Genomic DNA, 24,203 nt, shown 5'->3' on the forward strand with positions numbered 1-24,203 from the left:
CCTTACAGTGCGGATTGAATGGTGAGCACGGGTGATTTCAGGCCATTTGCCGGAGGCTCGAGGCAGGCCCGGGTGAACGCCTGGATTTCAGTAACTGCTTTTTCGTCACCACATCCCGTATTCGCTTGAGCTTGTCTGATAAAGCACGGGAGGTCTGATCGTTGATTCGAACAAAATCAATAGAATAGAAGAAGTTGCTACAGTGCTTTCTTCGTTCGGTGACCAGGCCGGATATGCCATCGGCCCGGATATTATCAAAAGGCATTTCCATAATGAGATCGAGTACTACCGTATCACCCGGATTGAACACTTTGTCGGTTTTCATCACGCAGCCAAAGTTATCCAGCTCGAACAACGCAGCTTCAACCCGTTCACGCCGGAACAGGCCGCGTTTAACGTGAAATTGTGCAACAAGGTCTGGTAGTGCTTCGTTCATTTACGAGTAATCCCTGGTTTGTTCCGGGAAGCGACCTGAAAGTACATGGTTAAACAATAGCCACACTCAGGCTGTTTGGCAACGTGCTCAGTGTCATACGATAGAGCCCTCAGACAGTTCTTCAACTGTCTGAGTTATTTTCGTCTTTGTTTATCGTATTGAGCGCGTATATATCCGTACGGCGGTCTTTCAGGTTTGTCACAGAGCCTTCGTTACGCACCAGCTTGAGTTTCTCAAGATCCATGTCCGAGAACATGATCATCTCCGTGTTCGGAGTCGTTTCCGCCATTACCGCATCGTGTGGAAACGCAAAGTCAGACGGAGAAAACACGGAGGACTGGGCATATTGCACATCAAGGTTTTCCACCTTCGGCAGGTTACCGACACTGCCGGTGATCACCACATAGCACTCGTTTTCAACAGCTCGTGCCTGGGCACAGAGACGAACCCGCAAATAACCGTTTTTGGTGTCCGTCCAGAACGGCACCATGATAATGTCAACGTCATCACTGGCGGCCAGGCGCCCGAGTTCCGGGAACTCGATGTCGTAACAGACCATGATGGCAACCCGTCCGGCATCGGTTTCGAACACCTGAAACTTTTCACCGCCCTCAATCACCCAGTCGCGTCGCTCGTGAGGCGTGATATGGATTTTGCGCTGCTCGTCCACGCGTCCGTCCCGATGACACAGGTAGGACACGTTGTAGACCCGGTCATTTTCCAGCAATGGCATGGAGCCGGTGATGATATTGATGTTGTAGCTTACCGCCATTTCCGACATCTGGTTGCGGAACTGCTCGGTAAAGCCCGCCAGAAAACGGATTGCCCGGGTCTGGTCCATCTGATCTGTCAGGCCCATTAAAGGCGCGTTGAAGAACTCGGGAAAAATCGCAAAGTCGCTCTTATAATCGGACAGCGCGTCGACGAAATACTCCACCTGTTCGAGTACTTCGTCCACGGAGGTGAATTCCCGCATCTGCCACTGAACAGCACCCAGTCGTACCTGGGTTTTCTTCACGCCCAGAACCGGTGAGGGCGGGGTGTAGAGAATGTTCCTCCACTCCAACAGGGTGGCGTATCCCTGGGACTTTTCGTCTTCCGGCAGATATTTGTGCATCAGCCGTGTGACCTGGAAGTCGTTAGACAGCTGGAAGCTGAGTATCGGGTCGTAGATGTCCTTACGGTCCACCCTCAGGATGTACTCTTCCGGGGAGTACTGTTCAGAGTACTTGTGATACCCCGGAATCCGGCCACCCGCCAGAATGGCCCGCAGGTTCATTGAGCGACAAAGTTCCTTACGGGCTTCATAGAGCCGGCGCCCAAGGCGATATCCACGGTAATCCGGATGGATAAACACATCCAGCCCGTACAGGGAGTCACCATTGGGGTTATGCCAGAGTTTCTCGTTACGCAGAATCAAATCGTCGTAGGTATGGGGGTTGCTGAAACGCTCGTACTTGACGCTGACAGTCAGTGCCACTGCGATCAGCTCGCCGGATTCCTCAATACAGATCTGGCCGTCCGGGAACTGCTCAACCAGCGCTTTGATGGTTTCCTCTGGCCAGGCACCACCGATGTCGTCGTAAACCCTGTCCATCAGTCTCTGGAGCTGTGGATAGTCATCATTGGTGAGGTTACGGAGATTGAGATGCAGTTCTTCGTGGGCCATACACGGCGGCTCCGGTTGGATACAGGAAAAAGTACGCAGACAAAGTGCGTCAACTAAAGATCCTATTTTATCAGATCACGCTAAAGACTTCGCAGCAAAAGCCGAAAACAAAACTATACAGAACACAGGCTGCGAAGGTGTCAGGATCGCATCTCCTGTACAGAACGAATCAAAAGGACCCGGATAATGAACCTGAGTTTCGGCCAGAAGCTGCTTATCGCCTTCGGAATACTGCTCGTGCTGGTTATGGGGGCGTTCACCATAAGCGGCAACCTGAGGCTGCAAAGCACTACAGATACCTATGTGAATGCTTTGATCGAAGATACGGTAGCCCAGAGTACGTCCAGTATCGCCGATTGGCTCAATACCCGCCTGACCATGACACAAGCAACTGCAAAGGCACTGGAAACTGTCACAACTGACGAAGAGGCCCGGGTCGTCCTGGCAGCGGCTACCACCGGTGGCGGTTTTATCGACGTTTACGTCGGTCGCGATGACGGCTACATGCTGATGAAAGACGATGCCTCGGAAGCCACTTTGCCGGCGGACTTTGATCCCCGTACCCGCCCCTGGTTCAAACAGGCCAAACAAACAGGGATTGCTTCTTTCACTGCTCCCTACCTGGACGCTGGCACAGGCGGCACCATCATTTCAACTCTGGCCCCGGTGAAACGCGGTGACTATGAGGGTGTGATTGGTGGTGATATTGCACTGAAAACCATCGAGCAAGCCCTCTCCACCATTACTTTGGCCGATACTGGTTATGCGGCGTTGATTAGTGAAAATGGTACCGTTCTTTTTCACCCGGATCAGGATCTGGTGGGCAATAAGATAAGGGAACTGCTTGGGGAATCCCCAAAGTTGAGCGGTGATTCTCATAGCTATGAAGCAAATGAATCGATCTGGACGGCCAGCTTTCACCCTATTGCCGATGCACGGGGTGTCGACTGGTACCTGGGTACCTTCATCAACGAGGACAAAATAAACGCGCCGGTGCAGGCAGCGAGAGTGACCGGTCTGATCATTGCCGTCATTGGCCTGATGGTTTCACTGGTTGTGCTGCATTTCGGTATACGTGTGTTGATGGCGCCGGTCAGAAGGTTGAACCGTGCAATGTCTTCCATTGCCAGTGGCGAGGCCGATCTTACCAAACGTCTTGACGACAGTGCCAGTGACGAATTCGGCACGCTTGCCCGGGAATTCAACAGCTTTGTTGAAAATATCCAGAACGTTGTGCGGGATGTGCAGCAGGGCACGAAGGAACTTGGAGATAACGTTGCGTCTCTGCGGGAGACTGCCAGTGCCAGCCGGGGAAGTGTCGAAAAACAGCAGGCTGAGGTTGATATGGTGGCCACGGCCATTAATGAAATGTCCGCCGCAGCCGGCGAGATCGCCCAAAGCGCCCAACAGACTGCTGACGCCGCCAATACTGCCGATTCCGACTCCCGTGACTCGCTGGAGACTGTCGCTGCGTCCAGGGATGCGGTACAGAAACTGTCCCGAGAGATCACCGCTGCCGCCGAAGTTATCGATAAACTTGGCAAAGACGTGACCGACATTACTTCTGTGCTTGAGGTCATTCAGGGGATCGCCGAGCAGACCAACCTGCTGGCCCTGAACGCTGCTATTGAGGCTGCAAGGGCAGGGGATGCAGGCCGCGGCTTCGCCGTTGTGGCAGACGAGGTCCGTAATCTGGCCCGTCGCACCCAGGACAGCACGGAAGAAATCAATAACATGATTGAGCGGCTGCAAAGTGGTGCCAACAACGCGGTTGATGTCATGAAAGCATCAACAGCCGTCTCCAATGTCAGTATGGAAAAAGCCCAGGACGCGATGGAAGCGCTCAACCGGATCGCTGAAGCCATCACTTCCATCAGTCAGATGACGTCCCAGATTGCCACGGCGTCTGAAGAGCAGACATCGGTCACCGAAGAGCTGAATTCTTCCATCACCCGAATTGCAGATGAAGGCCAAGAGGCTGCAAAGGCTGCGAGTGAGAACGACGTTTACAGTGGTCAGATTGAATCGATCGGCAGCGCGCTCAGACAGAACGTTTCACGGTTCAAGGTCTGACGCTGACGCTTCTGGCCGGGACAGCAACAGAATGCGGCGGCGAAGGTTCCTTAAAGCGTGGCGGCCGACTGTTCCGGACTCTTCAGTCAGGAACGGGTTGCCCAGTACCAACACAGTGCGCTCTTCGAGCGCCAGCTCTCTCAAAGCTCTGCCGTAAAAGTGATCCAGATATTCACCGAAACTGCCATCCTCGATGGCCCGCTCCATGCCCAGCTGGAGGCGCTGAGCGATTTCATGATCATGCTTGCTGACGAAAAAGTAGGAGGGCATGGCGTAGGCGAGCAAGAGGTGGGGTTCAATAACCAGGTCCGGGTTGCCCTCCAGCTCAAGGTCAAACAGCACTTCGCTGACACCGCGGGCGAAGCATTCGAATCGCTGGTTTTCCAGCATACGGAAAAGAATTTCGTAACGGGAGTGGGTGACGACCGGTATTCCGTTGGCCTGAAGTATCGGTGTATCTGGCCAGTGAGCACCCTGACCTATGCGTATGCCGGCTCTCTGAAAATCCAGGATGCTCCTGATGCCCTCAAATTCCGGCAACGATTGCTCCAATACGACGCAGACCCGGAACCCCAACAGTCCACCATCGATAGGAATGGGAATGGCAAGTAGACTGTCCTCCCGCTCAATGGACGTCGCCACATTGGCAATATCCACCAGCGGCGATTGTCGCTGTTCCAATTCACGGATTACGCGCCCCTGGGCCATTTCGGGGCTTCTGGTTATGTTGAAAGTACCGTATTCCGGGGTTTTCTCAAGAGCCAGGGATACAAGAGCGCGAACCGGAGGGCTGTCGTAGTTCCGATACCAGAGCCGGTAATCAGTGACCGGGGCGGGGACCTGTGAGTTGTAGCTGGCGATAGATTCAGAAGACACGGCAAAGCCTGCGCCTGAGCACAAACCTATCAGGCCTGCCAACAGACAACCAAGCCGCCTCAAATTCATCGGGTTCTGCCCCTTTGCATCCATACTTGCTCTGCTGTCCCATCGTCCTCAGACACCACGGCAGTTTAGGCGAATTTCACCAGAGCAACAGGAATTGATTACAGAAATCGACAAAAATAGTTGCGAAGGCTTTCACCACGCTGTAATGATTTACGCCTGTTGGTCCGGCCTGCCGGAAATAAATGCGTTCGAGAGAGTAAGCGTATGGCATTAATTGACAATCTGATCGGGGCAACGGGGCATTGGGTGTCTTCTTCCGATCCAAAAGCCAGAATTACCCAGCCGTTGGCCTGGCTTCGGAAAACCAGTGGCTATGCAGCCGTAAACCGGATTATCGGGCTTTCAATCCCGTTCGCGCCTCGCAACGGCTTCAGCGTGGAAGAGGTGCGGCCCGGTTTTGTAAAAGCGAGGGTTCGCCTGAAAGGCAACAAGAACCATTTTGGCAGCCTCTATGCCGGCGCCTATTTTCTGGTGGCTGAAATCCCCGGCGGCGTACTTACCCTTTTCGACCTGGGGCCGGCCTATACGCCCATTCTGAAGGAAATGACTCTGCAGTTCCTGCAGCCGGCGAACTCGGATGTGTTTGTGGAGTTTTCGCTGGATGAAGCCACGGTTGAGGCCATCAAGGTGGAAGCGGACCAGACCGGCAGGGCGGCATTTTCACTGGAAGGTACTCTTTACGACATGGAAGGCAATCACGTGGCAACGTCTATTGCCCAATACCGGGTTCGCAAGAAGGGATTCAAGGCTTCGTAGTTCAGCGAATCAATGGCCGTCCAGCTCCCGCAGGGCGGCCAGGAAGGTATCGCCGTATTTCTCGAGCTTGGCGGCCCCCACGCCATTAATCTCGGCCATTTCTGCCAGGCTGTTCGGCCGTCTTTCCAGGATCTCGAACAGGGTGGCATCGTGAAAGATCACATAGGGTGGCACGCCTTTCTCTTCCGCCAGTGCCTTGCGACAAGCGCGCAAAGCTTCCCAGCCTGCCTTGTCGGTTATCTGATCGGCAATCTTTCGACGCCCCGAAGTGCCGGAGGAACTGCGCCCTGCCGATGACTTGATCACCGGATCTTTGCGTAGCTGGATAGCCACTTCGCCCTTAAGCAATGGCCGGCATTCCTCCGTGAGCTGGAGCGCGCCATATCCCTCCGGGTCTGCACGCAGATAGCCATTCGCTACCAGTTGCCGGAATACCGACTTCCAGTCGTTGGCGGATAAATCGGTGCCGATGCCATAGGTGGATACGGCCTGATGCCCGAACTGAAAGATGCGCTCGTTCTCCGAGCCCCGCAGAACGTCGATCAGGTAGGTGACCCCAAAGCGTTGCCCGGTCCGGAACACGCAGGAAAGAGCTTTCTGGACAGCTACCTTGCCATCCCAGGTTTCCGGCGGGTTAAGGCAGGTGTCACAGTTACCGCAGGGTTGCTCCAGGGTATCGCCAAAATACCGCAGCAATACCTGGCGGCGGCAGCTGGTTACCTCGCACAGGCCCAGCATGGCATCCAGCTTCTGACGCTCAACGCGTTTGAAATGGTCGTTACCCATGGAGCCTTCAAGCATCTGACGCAGCTTGATGACGTCCTGCAGGCCGTAAACCATCCAGGCGGTTGAGGGCTTGCCGTCCCGGCCGGCACGGCCGGTTTCCTGATAGTAGGCTTCGAGACTTTTAGGGAGGTCAAGGTGTGCAACAAACCGCACGTCGGGTTTGTCGATACCCATACCGAACGCAATGGTGGCAACGATAATGACACCGTCTTCACGCAGAAAACGTTCCTGATGCCGCGCGCGGTCTCCGGCATTCAGGCCGGCGTGATAGGGCAGAGCCGTGTAGCCTTTACCGCTGAGCATCTTCGCTGTGGCATCTACCTTATTACGTGAGAGGCAATAAACAATACCGCAGTCGCCATCATGTTCTGCGTTAATAAAATCCAGTAATTGTTTGTTCGCATTGGTTTTTGGAGCGATACGATACTGGATATTCGGGCGATCGAATCCGCTTATGAAATGGCGGGCTTCGGTCAATGACAGCCTCTCGGCGATCTCCTTGCGGGTACGCTCATCGGCGGTTGCGGTCAGTGCGATACGGGGCACACTGGGAAATTCATGGGCCAGCCGGCTCAACTCAAGGTAATCGGAACGGAAATCGTGGCCCCACTGGGATACGCAGTGCGCTTCGTCAATGGCAAACAGGGAAATGGAAGCGTGGTGCAGCAAGTCAAGAGTGCGTGGCTGGATCAACCGCTCCGGTGCGCAGTACAGCAGGTCCAGCTCGCCCGTCATCAGCGCATTTTCGGTATCCCGCGCCTGCTCGAAATCCATGGTGGAGTTCAAAAATGCGGCCCGGACACCCAGTTCTTTCAAGGCAGCCACCTGGTCCTGCATCAGTGCGATCAGGGGAGAAATCACAATTGCCGTGCCCGGGCGCACAAGGGCCGGGACCTGGTAACACAGGGATTTACCGCCACCGGTGGGCATCAATACCAGGGCGTCACCGCCTTTGACCACTTCATGGATTATGTCGCCCTGCAGTGGCCTGAAGGTCTCGTAACCGAATATGCGGTGCAGGACTTCTTCCGGGTCCTGATCTGAAACACGGGGACGTTCTGTGCTTAGCTGTGCAAAATCCATGACGTGGCCGGTGGTATTGGTGAACAGTAAAACCTGACGAATTCGGCAGACGTGCAATGATACCAGAATCCGGTCACGGAATCGGCGAAGACAAACAAACCTTATAACGGCTACAATGCGCCTTTTTCTGCACCCAACAAACAGGATCTCCATGCAGGAATTTGATGCCATCCGTCCTTATTCGGACGAGGAAACCGGAACTGCAATTAACAATCTGGTTCGGGACCCGGAATTTCTGGATATGATAGGCCGCTTCAAATCGCCGATGCTGGCGAAGTGGGCGCCGGGCATGCTCAGGCTATGGGTGAAGCGCTGGCTGATCAGCCACTTTGCCGGCATTACCCGTATCGACGATCTTCAGGCCCGGCTATCAGGCTATGTGGGTGAACTGGTGGACAATACGACCACTCGTGTTACCCACAGCGGGCTGGAAAACCTGCACAAGCATAGCGCTCATCTGTTTATTTCCAACCACCGGGATATTGTGTTTGACCCCATGGTGGTGAATTACCTGTTGTTTGCCAACGGCTTCAAGACCACCCGCATTGCCATTGGCGACAACCTGTTGGCAAACCGCGTTTTCGCGGAAATGATGAGGCTGAACAAAAGCTTTGTGGTACGCCGCAACATGACCAGCCCGCGGGAAATGCGGGACGCCTACATCATGCTTTCCTCGTTTATCAACCACAGCATCGACAACAACGAAAGCATCTGGATTGCGCAGCGGGAAGGCCGCGCTAAGAACGGCCTGGATTTTACCGACCCAGCCATTATCAAGATGTTCTACATGAGCAAGAAAAAGAGTGGGCTGGCATTTGGTGAGGCCATGAACCGGCTTCATATCGTTCCGGTATCCATCGCCTATGAGTACGACCCCTGCGATGTGGACAAGGCTCGCGCATTGGAGACTCGTGCGCGGACAGGCGAGTACATCAAAAGGGAAGGTGAGGACACTGATCAGATCATGAAGGGGCTGACCGGGTTCAAGGGGCACGTGCACGTGCATTTCGGTGCTCCCATCGCAAACGCTGAGGACAACCCGAAGGACCTTTCAGCGCGGATAGACCGTGAGATGCACGCCAACTATCACCTGCATACGTCGAATCTGGTGGCGTATCAGCAGAGGGGAATTCATCCCGAATCGCACGCCACGAGGGATTCTGTGAGTGACGCAGTGGTGACGGCGGAAGCCTGGTCACCAGCCGAGATAGAAGCAGCCGAGGCAGAAATGGAGCGCAGGCTGGACGCGTGCGACCCGGCCATTCGTCCCTACGTGCTGGACATGTATGCCAATCCGGTAGTGACAGCGCTTGAAGCGCACAATGGTAAACCGGATTCACCAACGGAACATTCCTGATACCCGAGGTAATTTGTGCAACAACTTCAATACATTGAACTGGAAACCAAACCTAACCCTACCGCAGCGGTGATCTGGCTTCATGGCCTTGGTGCCAGTGGCCACGATTTTGAGCCAGTCGTGCCGGAACTCGGTTTACCGGAAAATGCTGCGGTCCGTTTTATTTTTCCCCATGCGCCCAACATGCCGGTGACCATCAATGGCGGCATGACCATGCCGGCCTGGTACGACATCAAGGCGATGGACATCGACCGTATAGTGGATACCGATCAGTTGATGGCTTCGTCAGATGCTGTTGGCAAGCTGGTGGACCGGGAAATTGAGCGCGGTATAAACAGCGAAAACATTGTTATCGCTGGTTTTTCTCAGGGCGGCGCCGTTGCCTACGAGCTTGGGCTGAGCTACCCGAAGCGGCTGGGCGGTATTCTGGCGCTGTCTACCTACTTTGCGACCGCGAAAACCGTACAGGTTTCCGACGCCAACCGTGGTATCCCCATCAACATCTACCATGGAACGCATGACCCCATGGTGCCGGAATCTCTCGGCCGGCAGAGTGTGGAAAAGCTGAAGGAACTTGGCTTCGATCCTTCATATCGAACATTCCCGATGGAGCACAGTGTTTGCCTGGAAGAGGTACAGGATATCGGCGGCTTCCTCCGCAAACATCTTCTCTAACCTGTTGCCACACCCGGATTCAGACCCAGAGCATCGCGCCCATCTCCAAAGGGTGTGTGAGCGCGTCATGGTAGGGATACATTCTGAGCCTTAGCGTCTGAAGCCCGGGATAGGAGGGTTGAACCTGCGTGGCGAAGACGGTTCGGCCATCAGCTTCGCTTTCCTGTTCCAGGAAAAAGCTTGCGGGGCCGGGTGTCTTATGGGTGCCTGTACATTCCGGGCTGACCAGACACTCCACCCGCACATCGTCAGCGCTCAGACCATTGAGCAACGCCTCTACCCGGAGTTCCACCGCGCCATCGTAGGGGCAGGCAGACTCCACACATCCGACAACGCTTAGCTCAACCCCGGGCCAGGCGTCCCTCACTCTCGCTTTCCACTGTGACAGCTCGATCGCCAGCTCGCCGCCATCGGCCATCAGTCTGGCGCCCTGGCTGGATGCGGTCTGGTAGTAGTTGGTGACGTAATCCATCACCATTCGCTGGCTGTTGAATCGTGGCGTAATCGTTTTCATGGACGCTTTGGAGCGTTTGACCCAACCCTTGGAGTAGCCTTGAGAGGCGCGCTCGTAATACAGCGGGACCACGTCGAATTCCAGTAGATCAATCAGGTCGCGGGCTTCCTCTTCATTACGGAATTCCGGATCAAGTTGAGTATCGCGCGGCGGAATAGCCCAGCCGTTCTTGCCGTCGTAACCTTCCCCCCACCAGCCGTCAAGCACGCTCAGATTCAGGGCGCCATTCAGCGCTGCCTTTTCGCCGGAGGTTCCGCTTGCTTCTTTGGGGTATTCCGGTGTGTTGAGCCAGACATCAACACCGCTGAGCAGGCGCCTTGCCATCGCCTGGTCGTAGTCTTCGAGAAGTATCAGGTGCCCCATCAGGGATGGGTGCATGGATAAATCATGGATGACTTTAATCAGCTGTTGGCCGGGCTTGTCCTGTGGGTGCGCCTTACCCGCAAATACCAGCACGACCGTGCGGTCCGGATTGGTCAGAATGCGTTCCAGACGGTCAAGATCGGAAAAGATCAGAGTGGCGCGTTTGTAGGTGGCAAACCGTCGGGCAAAACCGATCACCAGGGTGTCTTGCTCCGCGGAGATCAAAGGCCGGGTCATCCGGTCAGTGACGGAGTGGCCGGTGCCGTTACGTTTATGCTGGCGCTTCAGGCGACGAACAATGAATTCACCCATTTGCTGCTTGAGCGCCTTGTGGACGCTCCAGTAGTGATAATCCGGAATCTGGTCGATGAATTCCCAGAATGCAGGGTTTCGCAGTTCACTCTTCCACGTCGGGGCCTGGATATCGAAAAGGCTGGACCATTCCGGCGCCAGAAAGGTTGGTACATGTACACCGTTGGTGATGTAACCGATCGGGTTTTCCTCTGGTGGCACCTGTGGCCAGATACCACCTTCCATGCGAGAGGCTACACCGCCGTGAATCCGGCTGACGCCGTTGTGGAACCGGGAGCCACGCAGGCCAAGGCCAGTCATGTTGAAGGTCTCACCACCGTTGTTGGCACCCAGCGCAAATACTTTTTCAAAGTCCAGCCCGGACTCCTCCAGATACCTGCCCATGGCATGCTGGACCAGATTTTTTGGAAAAATATCATGGCCTGCAGCCACGGGCGTATGGGTGGTGAACAGCGTCGCGCCGGCAACAGCCTCCAGGGCAGCCTCAAAGGTCAATCCTCCGGCCATGGTCTGGCGGCAACGTTCGAGTATCTGGAATGCCGCATGGCCTTCGTTGATGTGCCACGCCGTCGGTACCAGGCCCAACAACTCCAGCACCCGCGTTCCGCCGATGCCAAGCAGCATCTCCTGACCAATCCGGGTGGTCTCGTCGCCGCCATAGAGCTGCAGCGTCAGCTCCTGGTCTTCAGGAGAGTTCTCCTCGGTGTGACTGTCGAGCAGGTACAAACGGATATGACCAACCCTGGCTTCCCATACCCGCGCCACTATGTCGCGGTCCGGGAAAGGCACAGATACTTTCAGCACCTCACCGTCCTGTTCAACGGGCGTGATGGGCAGTTTGTCACTGGAGTGGGACTGATACCGGGCAATCTGATGGCCAAGGGCGTCAATGCTCTGGATGAAATATCCCTGCTGGTAAAGCAATCCGATCGCCACGAAGGGCAGGGCGAGGTCGCTTGCAGCCTTGCAGTGATCTCCCGCCAGAATGCCAAGCCCGCCGGAATAGATCGGAAAGCTTTCGTGAAAGCCGAACTCGGCGCAGAAATAGGCTACCAGTGTGGTTTCCGGGTCCAGTTTTTCGGTGACTTCCGGCCCTGGGCCCGCTTCCAGGTAGGCATCGTAACTGCTCAGCACCTGCCGGTACTCGGCCAGGAAAGCCCGGTCTTCTGCTGCTTCATCCAGGCGGTCCTGGGCAACACGCCGCAGAAACAGCTTCGGATTATGTTCCACTTTCTGCCATAGCCGCAGATCGATGCGGGCGAACAGGCTCCTGACCCCGTGATCCCAGCTGTAAAACAGGTCGTTGGCCAACTCTTCGAGGCGTTCGAGGGCCTCTGGAATTTGCGGATGGGCCTCAAGTCGGAATTCGGTTGCTTTATGCATGTCGATTGCCTCCGCGCGGGCACGCGCTCACACTGTTCCAGCCGTTAGATGTCACGCTCTTTAAGAATGCTTTTATAAAGATCAGCATAGCTTCGGGCGCGCTGTTTCCAGGAGTAGTCCGCAGCCATCCCGTTTTCCTGAAGCCGGCGCCATGATTTTCTATGTATGAAACACTCCAATGCCCGGTTTATCGCTGCCAGCAGGGCGTGCTCATCGTCCTTGATAAACCGGAAACCGTTAGCTTTGCCAGTGCCAGCCTCCAGAGGATCATTTACGGTGTCTGACAGCCCCCCAACCGCATGTACCACCGGAATCGTGCCATAGCGCAGGCTGTACATCTGGTTCAAGCCACAAGGCTCGAACCGGGAGGGCATCAGGAAAATGTCGCATCCGGCGGTAATGCGATGGGAAAGCCCTTCGTCGTAACCCAATGTCAGGGACAATTGACCCGGCCATTGCCGCGCCAGAAGCTTTAAGGGCTCTTCGTAACGTGCCTCTCCGGAGCCGAGCAATACGAACTGACAACCGCGATCCAGTAACTCCGGCATCACCGCAATCAGCCAATCCACGCCTTTTTGTTCCACCAGACGGCCGATGAAACCCAGCAGCGGGCCACCGTTAACCTCAAGACCAAGTTCCTGCTGAAGAAGGGCCTGACATTGGGCCTTGTTTTTCAGGTGATCGCGCCCGTAGTGGAACGACAGCTCGGGATCCACCTCAGGGTTCCACACTCGAGTATCAATTCCATTCAGAATACCGGTTAGCCAGTTCGCACGGTGCCTGAGAACACCATCAAGCCCATTACCGAATTCCGGGGTCTGAATTTCCCGGGCATATTCCGGGCTGACGGTGGTAATGCGATCGCTGAAAACAAGTCCGCCCTTGATAAAGGACAGCTGTCCGTAAAATTCCAGTTGGTCCCAGCGCCAGAGTGAATCAGGCAAACCCAGTGCGCGGAAAGTTTCCTGTGAGAAGATGCCCTGATACGCAAGGTTGTGAATGGTAAATACCGTGCCGGGCCTATGGGGATAGTGCTCCAGGAATACCGGGATCAGGCCGGTCTGCCAATCGTTGCAATGGACCACGTCAGGCCGCCAACTGATCCCGGCTTCACCTACGGCCATCATGGCGCCGACTTTTCCAAACAGTTCGAACCGGTGGGCATTATCCCACCAGTCCTCTCCTTTTTCGTTCTGATAGGGGTTCCCATGCCGCTCGAATAATGGCGGGCAGTCGACCAGCCAGAGCGTAACCGCCGTTCCCGGAAGCCGTGTCTGCCAGAGGCTGACTTCGTATTGACCGATTCTGAACCGGGACTTCCTGCGAGAGCCGGCTTCTCGGGCGGCTTTGATGGCCGCAGGGTATCCCGGCAGCAGAATCTGGACGTCGTGTTCCAGTCTGCAGAGCGCTTCTGGCAGGCTTGCGGATACATCAGCAAGGCCACCGGTCTTTACCAGTGGATAGACTTCACTGGTCGCAAACAGAACACGGATCATAGCGCTGGCCTCAGCACAATTGCGCCTAGCGGTGGCAGGGTCAGCTCCAGTGACCAGTTCCGGTTCATCCAGGGTTGTTCATCCGCCGCCATGGGGTAGGGGTTGCCAAGGTTACTGCCACCATAATATTCGGAATCTGAATTGAATATTTCCCGCCAGTGACCGCCCTGGGGCAGCCCGATGCGATAATGATTCCGTGGCATGGGCGTGAAATTCACCACAATGACGGAGCTTTCGCCCTTTGCCGTGCGCACAAAGCTGATCACCGACTGGGGCGAATCGTGGCAGTCAATCCATTCAAACCCTTCAGGCCGGAAGGACTCGCCGTGTAACGATACTTCCCGCCGGTAAATGCCGTTCAGGTCCTGGACCAGTCGCTTGATACCCTGGTGCCCGGTATTAACAAGCAACGACCAGTCAAGCTCCCTGGACTCACTCCATTCCCGACGTTGGCCGAACTCACCGCCCATGAACAGCAATTTGGCGCCTGGGTAACCATACATATAGGTGAGCAGTAGACGTAATGAAGCCTGCTGCTGCCACTCGTCCCCGGCCATTTTATTGATCAGGCTGCCTTTGCCATGCACGACTTCGTCGTGGGAAAGAGGCAGTAAAAAGTTCTCGGAAAATGCGTAGATCAGGCCAAAGGTCAGCTTATCGTGGTGGTATTGGCGGTAGACAGGATCCTGTTGCAGGTAATCCAGGGTGTCGTGCATCCATCCCATGTTCCATTTCAGGTTGAAGCCAAGGCCTCCGATTTCCGGTGGACGTGTGACCCGCGGCCAGGATGTGGATTCCTCGGCACAGACCAGGGTTCCCGGAAAACGGCTCTGGCAGACACGGTTCAGCTCCTGCAAAAACCCGATGGCTTCCAGATTCTCATGGCCACCGTGGACATTGGGTACCCACTCTCCTTCTTTGCGGGAGTAATTGAGATAGAGCATCGATGCCACAGCATCCACCCGCAAGCCATCGATGTGAAATGCATCCAGCCAGAACAGGGCACTGCCAATCAGGAAGTTCCGCACTTCATGACGGCCGTAGTTGTAAATCAGCGTGCCCCAGTCCTGATGTCGACCCTTACGGGGGTCTTCATGCTCATAAAGCGCACTGCCATCAAACCGGGCCAGGGCGTGCTCGTCTGTGGGGAAGTGCCCGGGAACCCAATCAAGGATTACGCCGATGTTGTGTCGATGACACTCGTTCACCAGGTAGCGAAGGTCGTCTGGTGTGCCAAAGCGGCTGGTCGGTGCGTAGTAGCCGGTGGTCTGATAGCCCCAGGATTCGTCCAGTGGGTGTTCAGTCACTGGTAACAGCTCGATATGGGTAAAACCCAGTTCCAGCACGTAGGGAATCAGCTGATCGGCAAGCTCGCGATAGGTCAGCCAGCGGCCAGAGCCGTGGTGGCGCCAAGAAGCGGCATGGACTTCGTAAATTGAAACAGGGGAGTCCTGCCAGTTCCATCGGCCACGGCGGGCCAGCCAGTCACCATCATTCCAGCAAAAATGGCCGCGCTCAGTTACCACCGCTGCGGTAGCGGGCCTCAGTTCAAAGGCCTGACCGTAAGGATCTGTTTTTAACAACTCCCGGCCTGTATCGGTGGTAATCGAGAATTTGTAAAGGTTTCCGCTACCGATGCCCGGTACAAAGCATGACCAGACACCAGTACCTTCATGGAGCTTCATCGGGTGAGTGCCGGCATTCCAGTCATTGAAATCCCCGACAACGCTAAGGGCCCGTGCATGTGGAGCCCAGACTGCAAATCGAACCCCTTCAACACCCCGGCTTTTGCAGGCGTGAGCCCCCAGAACGTTGTAGATGTGCCAATGTCGGCCTTCAGCAAAAAGGTGAAGGTCGAATTCGCTGAGCGTTGGACTGTCCATAGACCGTGCTTTTCCTGACCAGACTGGCTTCCATTGGACGTTACAGGGGCTGTTTGAAAAATGACCCAGAACAAGTTTACGTCATAATTCCATGATAGTGTTCTAATATAGTTTATGCCGTCAAAAGTATGGCGAACCCTCGATAAAAGAGCAGGTCACAGGGAAAGAGTTTCTTCAGGGAAGCAGCTATGCAAACAGCCAAGCGTTTTGTCAGCCGTCTTACTCGTCAAACACTCGCACTGGTTCTTGCCGGGGGGCGAGGTTCCCGCCTTCATGATCTCACCAAGTGGCGCGCCAAGCCGGCCGTGCCTTTTGGCGGTAAGTTCCGCATCATCGATTTTCCCCTCTCTAACTGCATCAATTCCGGTATCGGTCAGGTAGGTGTGATCACCCAGTACAAATCCCATTCGCTGATCCGCCACATTCAGCGGGGCTGGGGATTTCTGCGCGGTGAGCTGGATGAATTTGTCGAGCTGTTGCCGGCGCAGCAGCGCATCGAAACCTCCTGGTACGAGGGCACGGCAGATGCCGTTTTGCAAAACCTCGACATCATCCGCAGCCACACCCCGGAATACGTCCTGATTCTGGCCGGCGACCATGTCTACAAGATGGACTATGGCACCATGTTGGCCGCACATGTTGAGAATGACGCCGATATAACCGTTGGCTGCATCGAAGTTCCTGTCGACGAAGCCTCTGCATTTGGCGTGATGTCGGTGGATGAGGATCTCCGGATTACCGAGTTTGTTGAAAAGCCGGAGAACCCCAAGCCTATGCCCGGCCGTCCCGGAAAGGCATTGGCATCCATGGGCATCTACGTGTTCAGCACCCAGGTGCTGTTCGATGAGCTGATGCGCGATCACCAGATGGATGGCGACTCCACCCACGATTTTGGCAAGGATATTATTCCTTCTGTGATCAAGCGTTTGCGTGTTGTGGCCTTTCCTTTCCAGGATCCGGTGCTGAACAAACCTGCCTATTGGCGAGACGTGGGAACCATCGACGCGCTCTGGCAAGCCAATCTGGAACTGATCGGCATCAGCCCTGAACTGAATCTATACGATTCTGACTGGCCGATATGGACCTACCAGGAACAGTTACCCCCCGCAAAGTTTATATTTGATGATGAGAATCGCCGCGGAATGGCAGTGGATTCCATGGTGGCTGGAGGCTGTATTGTTTCCGGTGCGGTGGTGAAACATTCCCTTCTTTTCTCGCAAGTCAGGGTTCATTCTTTCACTGACATCTCAGACTCGGTGATTTATCCCGATGTAGAGATTGGTCGCCACTGCCACATACGCAATGCCCTGATCGACCGTGGCTGCCGCATTCCAAAGGGCTCACGAATAGGTTTGGATGCGGCAGAAGACCAAAAGCGGTTTTACGTTTCGCCGAAGGGTGTTGTGCTCATCACCCCCGAGATGCTCGGGCAGGATTATCCTCATGGCCTCTGACACCAAAACCCCGGTCGTGCTGTGCTGGCACATGCACCAGCCTTCCTACCAGGACATGCGTACCGGGCAGTTCCTGTTTCCCTGGGTTTATTTGCACACCATCAAGGATTACAGCGATATGGCCGCGCACCTGGAGCATGAGCCCCAGGCAAGGGCCGTGGTGAACTTTGCCCCGGTACTGCTTGAGCAGATTGAAGTCTACCTGGTACAGATTGAACGTTGGCGCCATGGGTCGGGGGAGATCGGCGATCCACTGCTGGCCGCTCTGGTGGCAGATGTTTTGCCGGAAACCAACACGCCAGCTTTCCTGGTGCTGATGGAGAAATGCCTGCGCGCCAATGCCGACCGGATCATCAAGCGCTTCCCAGCCTTTGCACAACTGGCAGAGCTGGCCAATGTCTACCGGAAAAAACCAGAATTGCAGAGGTACATCTCCAGCCAATTTCTTTCAGATCTTCTGGTCTGGTATCACCTGGGCTGGATGGGCGAGACCATTCGCCGTGACAACCACTGCATTCAAAGCCTTCAGGAAAAAGGCCATCAATTTACGATGGACGACCGCCGTGCCTTGCTGGATGTTATTTTCGATGTACTGTCCGGTATCGGGCCCAGATACCGGCACCTGGCTGAGAAAGGGCAGGTAGAGCTGTCTGTCAGCCCGTATACACACGCCATGCTGCCATTGCTTCTGGAACTGGAATCCGCCCGGGAAGCGCTGCCGGAGATAGTCCTCCCCGCACACAAACAGTACCCCGAAGGAAGCGCGCGGTCTGGGTGGCAACTGCTGCAGGCGAAAGCGGTTTTTCAACGATTTTTTGGTATCGAACCCACCGGCTGCTGGGCTTCCGAAGGGGGGCTAAGTCAGGCCACACTGGGTGTTCTCAGTGAACACAGCTTCCATTGGACCGCCAGTGGTGATTCAGTGGTTCACAACAGCCTGAATCTTGCCAGAGAGCAGAATCCGGAACTGCCGGATTCGGGAATCCATCAGCCATATACCTTTGGCGAATGTCCGGTGACGGTTTTTTTCCGTGATGACGGGCTGTCTGACCTGATTGGCTTTACCTATGCCGACTGGCACGCCAAAGATGCAGTTGGCGACCTGGTTCATCACATGGAGAACATCGCAAAACAGGGCAAAGGTCTGCCGCGCCGAGTAATTTCCGTGATCATGGATGGGGAAAATGCCTGGGAATATTACCCCCAGAATGGTTTTCACTTTCTGGACGAGTTGTATCGGGTACTGGCGAACCACCCAAGGCTGAAATTGACGACCTATAGCGATCTGGTTGCACTCCCAGACATTGAACCGGTTCGGCTGCCCCATCTGGTGGCTGGAAGCTGGATTTATGGCACCTTTTCCACCTGGATTGGCGACCCGGATAAAAACCGTGCCTGGGATCTGCTGTGTGAGGCAAAGATTCATTTTGACCGGGTGATGGATAACGGCAGTCTGAATGCAGAACAGAGAGAGTCTGCAGAAAAACAATTGGCAATCTGCGAAGGCTCGGACTGGTTTTGGTGGTTCGGAGATTACAATCCGGCCCAGATCGTCCGCGATTTCGAGCATCTGTACCGCCGTCACCTGGTAAACCTTTACGAGATGATCGGTTATCCGGCACCGCCGTCGGTATTCCAGCAGTTGAGCCAGGGCAGTGGCGAACCGGCGCGAGGTGGCACCATGCGGCCCGGGCATGAAGCGGATAGCCTGGCATGACTTCAGGTACCAAAGACGACCTGCTCAGCAACCGCCGTGCGGGTGTTTTGCTGCATCCAACCTGCCTGCCCGGGCCCTGGGGTGTTCTCGGTGCCAGCGCCCGTACTTTTGTTGATTTTATGGCCGAAAGCGGGCTGAGTATCTGGCAAACGCTGCCCCTCGGGCCAACTCATCCGGACCTGTCACCTTACCAGTCACTCAGTGCCCACGCCGGCAATCCGCACTTTATCGACTTGTCAGAGCTTATGGAAGAAGGCCTGCTGACAGATCAGGAACTGGTACAGCCTGCGCCTGAAACCCGCACTCAGCTGCTGACCCTGGCAGCCGGACGATTTTTTAACAACCAGGGAAAGGGGCAGAACGGATTTGACCAGGGTGGTTATCAACATTTCCGCGAAACCAACGGTTACTGGCTGGATGATTTCTGCCTTTTCTGTGGCATTCGGGAGCTTCAGGCATCTCCAGGCTGGCTTCAGTGGCCCGAGTCACTCAGAGATCGTGATACCGGCACATTGCGGGCTTTTGTTGACCAGAATCAGACAAGGCTCGCAAGGATTCGCTTCGAGCAATTTCTGTTCCATTATCAGTGGCAGGCCCTGCGTGACTATGCCCGCAGTAGCGGCGTATTACTGTTCGGCGACATCCCCATTTTCGTAGCCCACGACAGTGCAGATGTCTGGGCCAACCGGCACCTGTTCAAGCTCGATCACCAGGGCCAGCCCACTGTGGTTGCCGGCGTTCCGCCCGATTATTTTTCTCCTGACGGCCAGCACTGGGGCAATCCGCTCTATAACTGGGAGGCTATGGCCCTTGAGGGGTACCGGTGGTGGCTGGAACGGCTCGAAAGCCAGCGCCATCTGTTTGACCTGATCCGCATCGACCATTTTCGCGGACTGCAGGCCTATTGGGAGATTCCCTCAGCAACACCGGAACCCAGGTATGGTTACTGGGTCCCGGGCCCGGGAGACCACTTTCTTGAGGCGTGTTTCAACCGGTTTCCTGACTTGCCGTTAGTGGCCGAAAACCTGGGTATTATCGGCGACGATGTAGAGGAGTTGCGTAAACGGTTCCGTTTGCCCGGGATGACGGTCATGCAGTTCGGGTTTGATGGCAGCCCGAACAACCCGCATCTTTTGCACAATCACCGTTCCGGGGACCTTGTGTATACCGGAACCCATGACAACGACACCACCCTTGGCTGGTACCAGAGCCTGGATGATCACACACGGCAATACGTTAACGCTTACCTGGGGGATTCGGGGGAGACGATGCCCTGGCCGGTTATCGAAGCCGCTTTCCGGTCGGTCTGCTCCCTGGCTATTGTTCCCATGCAGGATTTTATGGGGCTGGGAACAGAGGCCAGATTCAACACACCCGGAACCGTAGTCAACAATTGGGTTTGGCAGCTTGACTGGAATCTTTGCAGGAAAGGCCTATCAAAAATAATCGCTGAATCCGCGCAGCGTCATGGGCGGTCATCGTGAAGTCTGTGCAATTATTGACCAGTATCAAAAAGAGGTAAGCAATACTCCGCTATAAGTACCAGGCAGTATAAAAATTGGGGTTTTTTATGAGTCATGGGGGAAGACATGGAACACAGACTCAGCAAACGCGTAGAGGGCAAGCTTGGGCTGCTGGTATACAAACGTGGGATGCCCGTAGCAACCGGTCAGATCCGGGACGCCTCAAAACGAGGGCTATTCATTGCTACAGACTACACCGATGTTCAACTGAACCAGACACTGGAGCTCGAGTTTCGCTTTCCCGACAAACAGGAAACACAATTCCGGCGACTGAAAGCACATGTTGTTCGCAAGTCAGACAATGGCCTTGGCGTTGATTTTGAAGGGGTTGAGAACGACGGCTTCACTGTCTCTTCACTCATGCAGTGGCTGAAAAAACATTACAGGCCCATGAGCCATTTTCCCGTCCGCCGACAAGCTTACTGACACTTGAAGGAAGATTCCGATGGAAAGACTGAAAAGTAAGGTTGCAGCTGTTACCGGCGGGGCGGTGGGCATCGGGGCGGCGACTGTCATTCGCATGGCAGAAGAGGGCGCTGCCGTAGCCATTCTTGATTGTCGCGATCAGGATGGCGAAACCCTTGCTGGTCAGTTGACAGATCGTGGTCTCGAGGCTGGCTACTGGCACTGCGATGTCAGCCGGGAGCACGAAGTCAAACAGGTACTGGACAAAGTGGCAGATACCTTCGGCAGCCTGACTGTGCTCGTCAACAATGCCGGGATCTCTGGCCCTAACAAACCCACCCATGAACTTACTGAAGAAGAGTGGGACGTTGTGCAGAATGTGAACGTGAAAGGGGTGTTCTTCTGCACCAAACACGCCATTCCGCATATGAAAAAGGCAGGCGTTGGCAGCATCATCAACCTGTCGTCTATCTACGGCCTGGTGAGCGCGCCGGATATTCCACCCTATCACGCCTCTAAAGGAGCTGTGCGGCTGATGACCAAAACCGACGCCATGCTTTATGCCACTGAAAATATCCGCGCAAACTCCATCCATCCCGGATTTATCTGGACACCGATGGTTGAGGGGCACCTGAAAACCACCGGCATAGACCTTGAAAAAGCCAAGGCGGCAACGGCTGCCCTGCACCCGGTAGGACACATGGGAGAACCGGATGATATTGCCTGGGGCGTAGTGTATCTCGCCTCGGACGAATCGAAGTTTGTGACCGGCAGTGAGCTGGTCATTGATGGCGGTTACACCGCTCGTTGATGTGGCCAAGAAACTGACCGGGCCTCATCTGTGACTCCAACAGCCTACACACCGCGTTTTTTGCCAGAGTCCCTGAATGGGCTGTTTCAGCTGGCACTGGACCTGCGGTGGACCTGGCATCATGGCAGTGATGACCTGTGGTACGCCCTTGATAATGAGACCTGGAACGCTACCCGTAATGCCTGGCTGGTTCTGAACAGCGTTTCCGGCGACAGGCTGGAAGAGCTGGCAGCGGATCCCGCCTTCCAGAAACGTTATCAGGAACAGATCGCAGCCCATAACGAATTCTTGCACGCCAATACCTGGTATTCGGACGATTGCCCGGGCGATCTGGGCCAGGGTGTTGCGTATTTCTGTATGGAATACGGAATCAGTGAGTCTCTGCCGCTATACAGCGGTGGCCTGGGTATCCTGGCAGGCGACTACCTCAAGACAGCCAGTGATCTCGGTATACCGGTCACTGCGATTGGATTGCTATATCAGCAAGGATATTTTCGTCAGGCCATCAGCACCGATGGAGAACAACTGGAATTTTACCCGTATAACGACCCGACAATGCTCCCGGTTTCGCCACTCAGGGACGACGACGGCGAGTGGGTGAGGGTGGTTGTTCCTTTCCCGGGCCGACCTGTGCGGTTACGGGCCTGGGTGGCACAAGTAGGCCGCTGCAAACTGCTGCTGCTGGACAGTAACGACCCGCGTAATGAACCCGGAGACCGGGGGATAACCAGTGAGCTTTATACCGGTGATCCGGAAAAGCGTCTGCAACAGGAGATGGTCCTGGGAATCGGCGGCTGGCGTTTATTAAACCAGTTGGGGGCCGAGCCCGCCGTTTGCCACCTCAATGAAGGACACTGCGCACTGGCGCTGATAGAGAGAGCTTTCAGCTGGCAGGACAAGCACAATACCGATTTTCAGACCGCCCGCACCGCTACCCGGGCAACCAACCTGTTTACCACTCACACTTCGGTTGCATCCGGTTTCGACCATTTTTCCCTGCCATTGCTGCGGCTATACCTGACTCCCTGGCTGGAACCCAGGGATCTTACTGTTGAGGAACTAATAAAGCTGGGCAGCCAGAGCGCTTTGGACAAGATTAAAACAGGCGAGCCGAGCCTCAATATGGCGTTTATGGCGTTGAATATGAGCGCGCGGATGAACGCGGTCAGCCGTATCCATCAGAAAGTCTCACAGACTATCTTCCAGCCGATTTTCCCCCGCTGGCCTGCCGACGATATTCCCGCGGAGTTTGTCACCAATGGTGTGCATACGCCGAGCTGGGATTCTCCGGAATCCGATGCAATCTGGACCCAGGCTTGCGGAAAAGACCGATGGCGGCGTCCGTTACAGGCTTCATGTCCAATGGCCGGAATATCAGACGACGACCTTTGGAAAATGCGCAGGCTGCAGCGCAGCCGACTGGTGCACTACCTGCGGGGACGGCTGGCCAGCCAGCATTGTGAACAGAAACCGGGTAATAACCATGCCGCGGCCTGCGGGCTGTTGCTGGACAATGAAACCCTCACCCTGGGTTTCGCCAGGCGCTTCACCGAATACAAACGTCCGGACCTGTTACTCAAAGATCAACAGAGGCTTCTCGATTTGCTGGCGAGCCGTGACCAGCCTGTGCAGATTGTTCTCGCTGGCAAGGCGCACCCTTATGACCAGCGGGGCAAAGACATTATCCGGCAATGGAAGGCCTTCTCCCGTCGTCCGGATGTCGAGGGCAAAGTGGTTTTTATAGAAGACTATGATCTTGGTGTTGCAAGCCAGCTTATTCAGGGCGTGGATGTATGGCTGAATTGCCCCAGGCATCCGTGGGAAGCCTGTGGCACCAGTGGCATGAAAGTACTGGTTAATGGTGGCCTGAACCTTTCCCAGTATGATGGCTGGTGGGCCGAGGCATGGAACACAGAGGTAGGTTGGGCCATTCGCCCGGGTGCCACATTCGAGGAACTTGGCAGCTCAGGCGAACACGACAACTCGGACACCCGGGAACTCTTTGATCTTTTGGCGAACGATGTCATTCCAGCGTTCTACGACGTGGATGATCAGGGCCTTCCCAGGCATTGGCTGCGACGGATCCGGGCCAGCATGGATCAGCTGACTGCGACTTATTCAGCCAGTCGGATGGTGCGCGAGTACGTCGAGAAGTTCTATGTGCCAATGACTGAACAGGGGAAACAACGGGACCCGTCAACCGCAGCAAAAATCGTTTCTGATCATCAGGAAATCAACATGCACTGGCCCAGGTTGAGGTTCAGTGCCTTCAGTGCCAGTGAGTCGGATGGCAGCCAGACATTCGCGGTAGAGGTCTATCTGGATGGCATCGCAGAGCAGCGAATTGCAGTGGAACTGGTAGCAGACTGTTCTGAATACGGGCCGAGATGTATCACCGAAATGGCACTGAAACATCCTCTCGCCGGATCGGACCGCAGTTACTTGTACGAGTGCACGGTAGCATCACGACCGGAAGGACATTACACCCCGCGCCTGCGGGTGAAGGATGAACGACTGAATCTTCCGCTTGAGAGCTCTGCCGTACTCTGGCTGAAATAAATA

The 24,203-nt window shown here is 55.3% G+C and carries 17 protein-coding genes; 10 read left to right on the top strand and 7 right to left on the bottom strand.

What is annotated here, in order from left to right; all coding sequences use genetic code 11:
- Positions 1-37: 37 nt before the first annotated feature.
- Together M8010_RS11640 and M8010_RS11645 are read right to left on the bottom strand one after the other, a co-directional pair.
- Positions 38-436, bottom strand: coding sequence for a hypothetical protein (locus M8010_RS11640; protein WP_250091400.1), 399 nt, complete (start codon positions 434-436; stop codon positions 38-40).
- A 121-nt stretch (positions 437-557) separates the two neighbouring features.
- Entirely contained in the window at positions 558-2,105 is a 1,548-nt protein-coding gene (locus M8010_RS11645) for a bifunctional GNAT family N-acetyltransferase/carbon-nitrogen hydrolase family protein (protein ID WP_250091401.1), read from the bottom strand.
- Between the two features lie 186 nt (positions 2,106-2,291).
- On the opposite strand from M8010_RS11645, the gene M8010_RS11650 reads away from it, so the two are divergent.
- Complete coding sequence (locus M8010_RS11650) at positions 2,292-4,178, top strand: methyl-accepting chemotaxis protein (protein ID WP_250091403.1); 1,887 nt, start codon at positions 2,292-2,294, stop codon at positions 4,176-4,178.
- Here the strand turns inward: M8010_RS11650 and M8010_RS11655 are convergent.
- Positions 4,161-5,054 (bottom strand): transporter substrate-binding domain-containing protein, encoded by an 894-nt coding sequence (locus M8010_RS11655; protein ID WP_250091405.1) that lies wholly within the window; start codon positions 5,052-5,054, stop codon positions 4,161-4,163. The two genes, M8010_RS11650 and M8010_RS11655, sit on opposite strands and share 18 nt — an antisense overlap.
- A gap of 273 nt (positions 5,055-5,327) precedes the next feature.
- Between M8010_RS11655 and M8010_RS11660 the strand changes: the two genes are divergently transcribed.
- A complete protein-coding gene (locus M8010_RS11660) occupies positions 5,328-5,879 on the top strand; it encodes a PaaI family thioesterase (protein ID WP_250091406.1) in 552 nt (183 codons plus the stop codon).
- Between the two features lie 9 nt (positions 5,880-5,888).
- On the opposite strand, the gene recQ is transcribed toward M8010_RS11660, so the two are convergent.
- Positions 5,889-7,748, bottom strand: coding sequence for a DNA helicase RecQ (gene recQ, locus M8010_RS11665; protein ID WP_250091407.1), 1,860 nt, complete (start codon positions 7,746-7,748; stop codon positions 5,889-5,891).
- 151 nt (positions 7,749-7,899) lie between these two features.
- Here recQ and M8010_RS11670 point away from each other — a divergent pair, with 151 nt between their 5' ends.
- Together M8010_RS11670 and M8010_RS11675 are read left to right on the top strand one after the other, a co-directional pair.
- Complete coding sequence (locus M8010_RS11670; RefSeq protein WP_250091409.1) at positions 7,900-9,105, top strand: 1-acyl-sn-glycerol-3-phosphate acyltransferase; 1,206 nt, start codon at positions 7,900-7,902, stop codon at positions 9,103-9,105.
- A 15-nt stretch (positions 9,106-9,120) separates the two neighbouring features.
- Positions 9,121-9,780: an alpha/beta hydrolase gene (locus tag M8010_RS11675; protein ID WP_250091411.1), complete on the top strand. Its 660-nt coding sequence runs from the start codon at positions 9,121-9,123 to the stop codon at positions 9,778-9,780.
- Between the two features lie 19 nt (positions 9,781-9,799).
- Here M8010_RS11675 and glgP (M8010_RS11680) read toward each other — a convergent pair whose 3' ends face one another.
- The 3 genes from glgP (M8010_RS11680) to glgB are packed head-to-tail and all read right to left on the bottom strand — an operon-like array spanning position 9,800 to position 15,731.
- Positions 9,800-12,352, bottom strand: coding sequence for an alpha-glucan family phosphorylase (gene glgP / locus M8010_RS11680; RefSeq protein ID WP_250091413.1), 2,553 nt, complete (start codon positions 12,350-12,352; stop codon positions 9,800-9,802).
- Between the two features lie 44 nt (positions 12,353-12,396).
- Positions 12,397-13,848 (bottom strand): glycogen synthase GlgA, encoded by a 1,452-nt coding sequence (glgA, locus tag M8010_RS11685; protein ID WP_250091414.1) that lies wholly within the window; start codon positions 13,846-13,848, stop codon positions 12,397-12,399.
- Entirely contained in the window at positions 13,845-15,731 is a 1,887-nt protein-coding gene (gene glgB / locus M8010_RS11690; RefSeq protein WP_250091416.1) for a 1,4-alpha-glucan branching protein GlgB, read from the bottom strand. Before glgB ends, glgA begins: the two co-directional genes overlap by 4 nt.
- Before the next feature lie 188 nt (positions 15,732-15,919).
- Between glgB and glgC the strand changes: the two genes are divergently transcribed.
- The 6 genes from glgC (at position 15,920) to glgP (M8010_RS11720) (ending at position 24,200) form a co-directional block, all read left to right on the top strand.
- Positions 15,920-17,185: a glucose-1-phosphate adenylyltransferase gene (gene glgC, locus M8010_RS11695; RefSeq protein WP_250091418.1), complete on the top strand. Its 1,266-nt coding sequence runs from the start codon at positions 15,920-15,922 to the stop codon at positions 17,183-17,185.
- The gene (locus M8010_RS11700) at positions 17,175-18,902 is read left to right on the top strand and encodes a glycoside hydrolase family 57 protein (RefSeq protein WP_250091420.1); all 1,728 of its coding nucleotides are present in this window, start codon (positions 17,175-17,177) and stop codon (positions 18,900-18,902) included. Before glgC ends, M8010_RS11700 begins: the two co-directional genes overlap by 11 nt.
- On the top strand, positions 18,899-20,386 hold the full coding sequence (malQ, locus tag M8010_RS11705) for a 4-alpha-glucanotransferase (protein WP_250091422.1): 1,488 nt from the start codon (positions 18,899-18,901) through the stop codon (positions 20,384-20,386). The genes M8010_RS11700 and malQ overlap by 4 nt, the downstream gene beginning before the upstream one ends.
- A gap of 105 nt (positions 20,387-20,491) precedes the next feature.
- Positions 20,492-20,851, top strand: coding sequence for a PilZ domain-containing protein (locus tag M8010_RS11710; protein ID WP_250091424.1), 360 nt, complete (start codon positions 20,492-20,494; stop codon positions 20,849-20,851).
- 19 nt (positions 20,852-20,870) lie between these two features.
- Positions 20,871-21,641, top strand: coding sequence for an SDR family NAD(P)-dependent oxidoreductase (locus M8010_RS11715; protein WP_250091427.1), 771 nt, complete (start codon positions 20,871-20,873; stop codon positions 21,639-21,641).
- A gap of 30 nt (positions 21,642-21,671) precedes the next feature.
- Entirely contained in the window at positions 21,672-24,200 is a 2,529-nt protein-coding gene (gene glgP / locus M8010_RS11720) for an alpha-glucan family phosphorylase (protein ID WP_250091428.1), read from the top strand.
- The last annotated feature ends 3 nt before the right edge of the window (positions 24,201-24,203 follow it).

Source organism: Marinobacter sp. ATCH36 (genome assembly GCF_023555055.1).
Lineage (GTDB): Bacteria > Pseudomonadota > Gammaproteobacteria > Pseudomonadales > Oleiphilaceae > Marinobacter.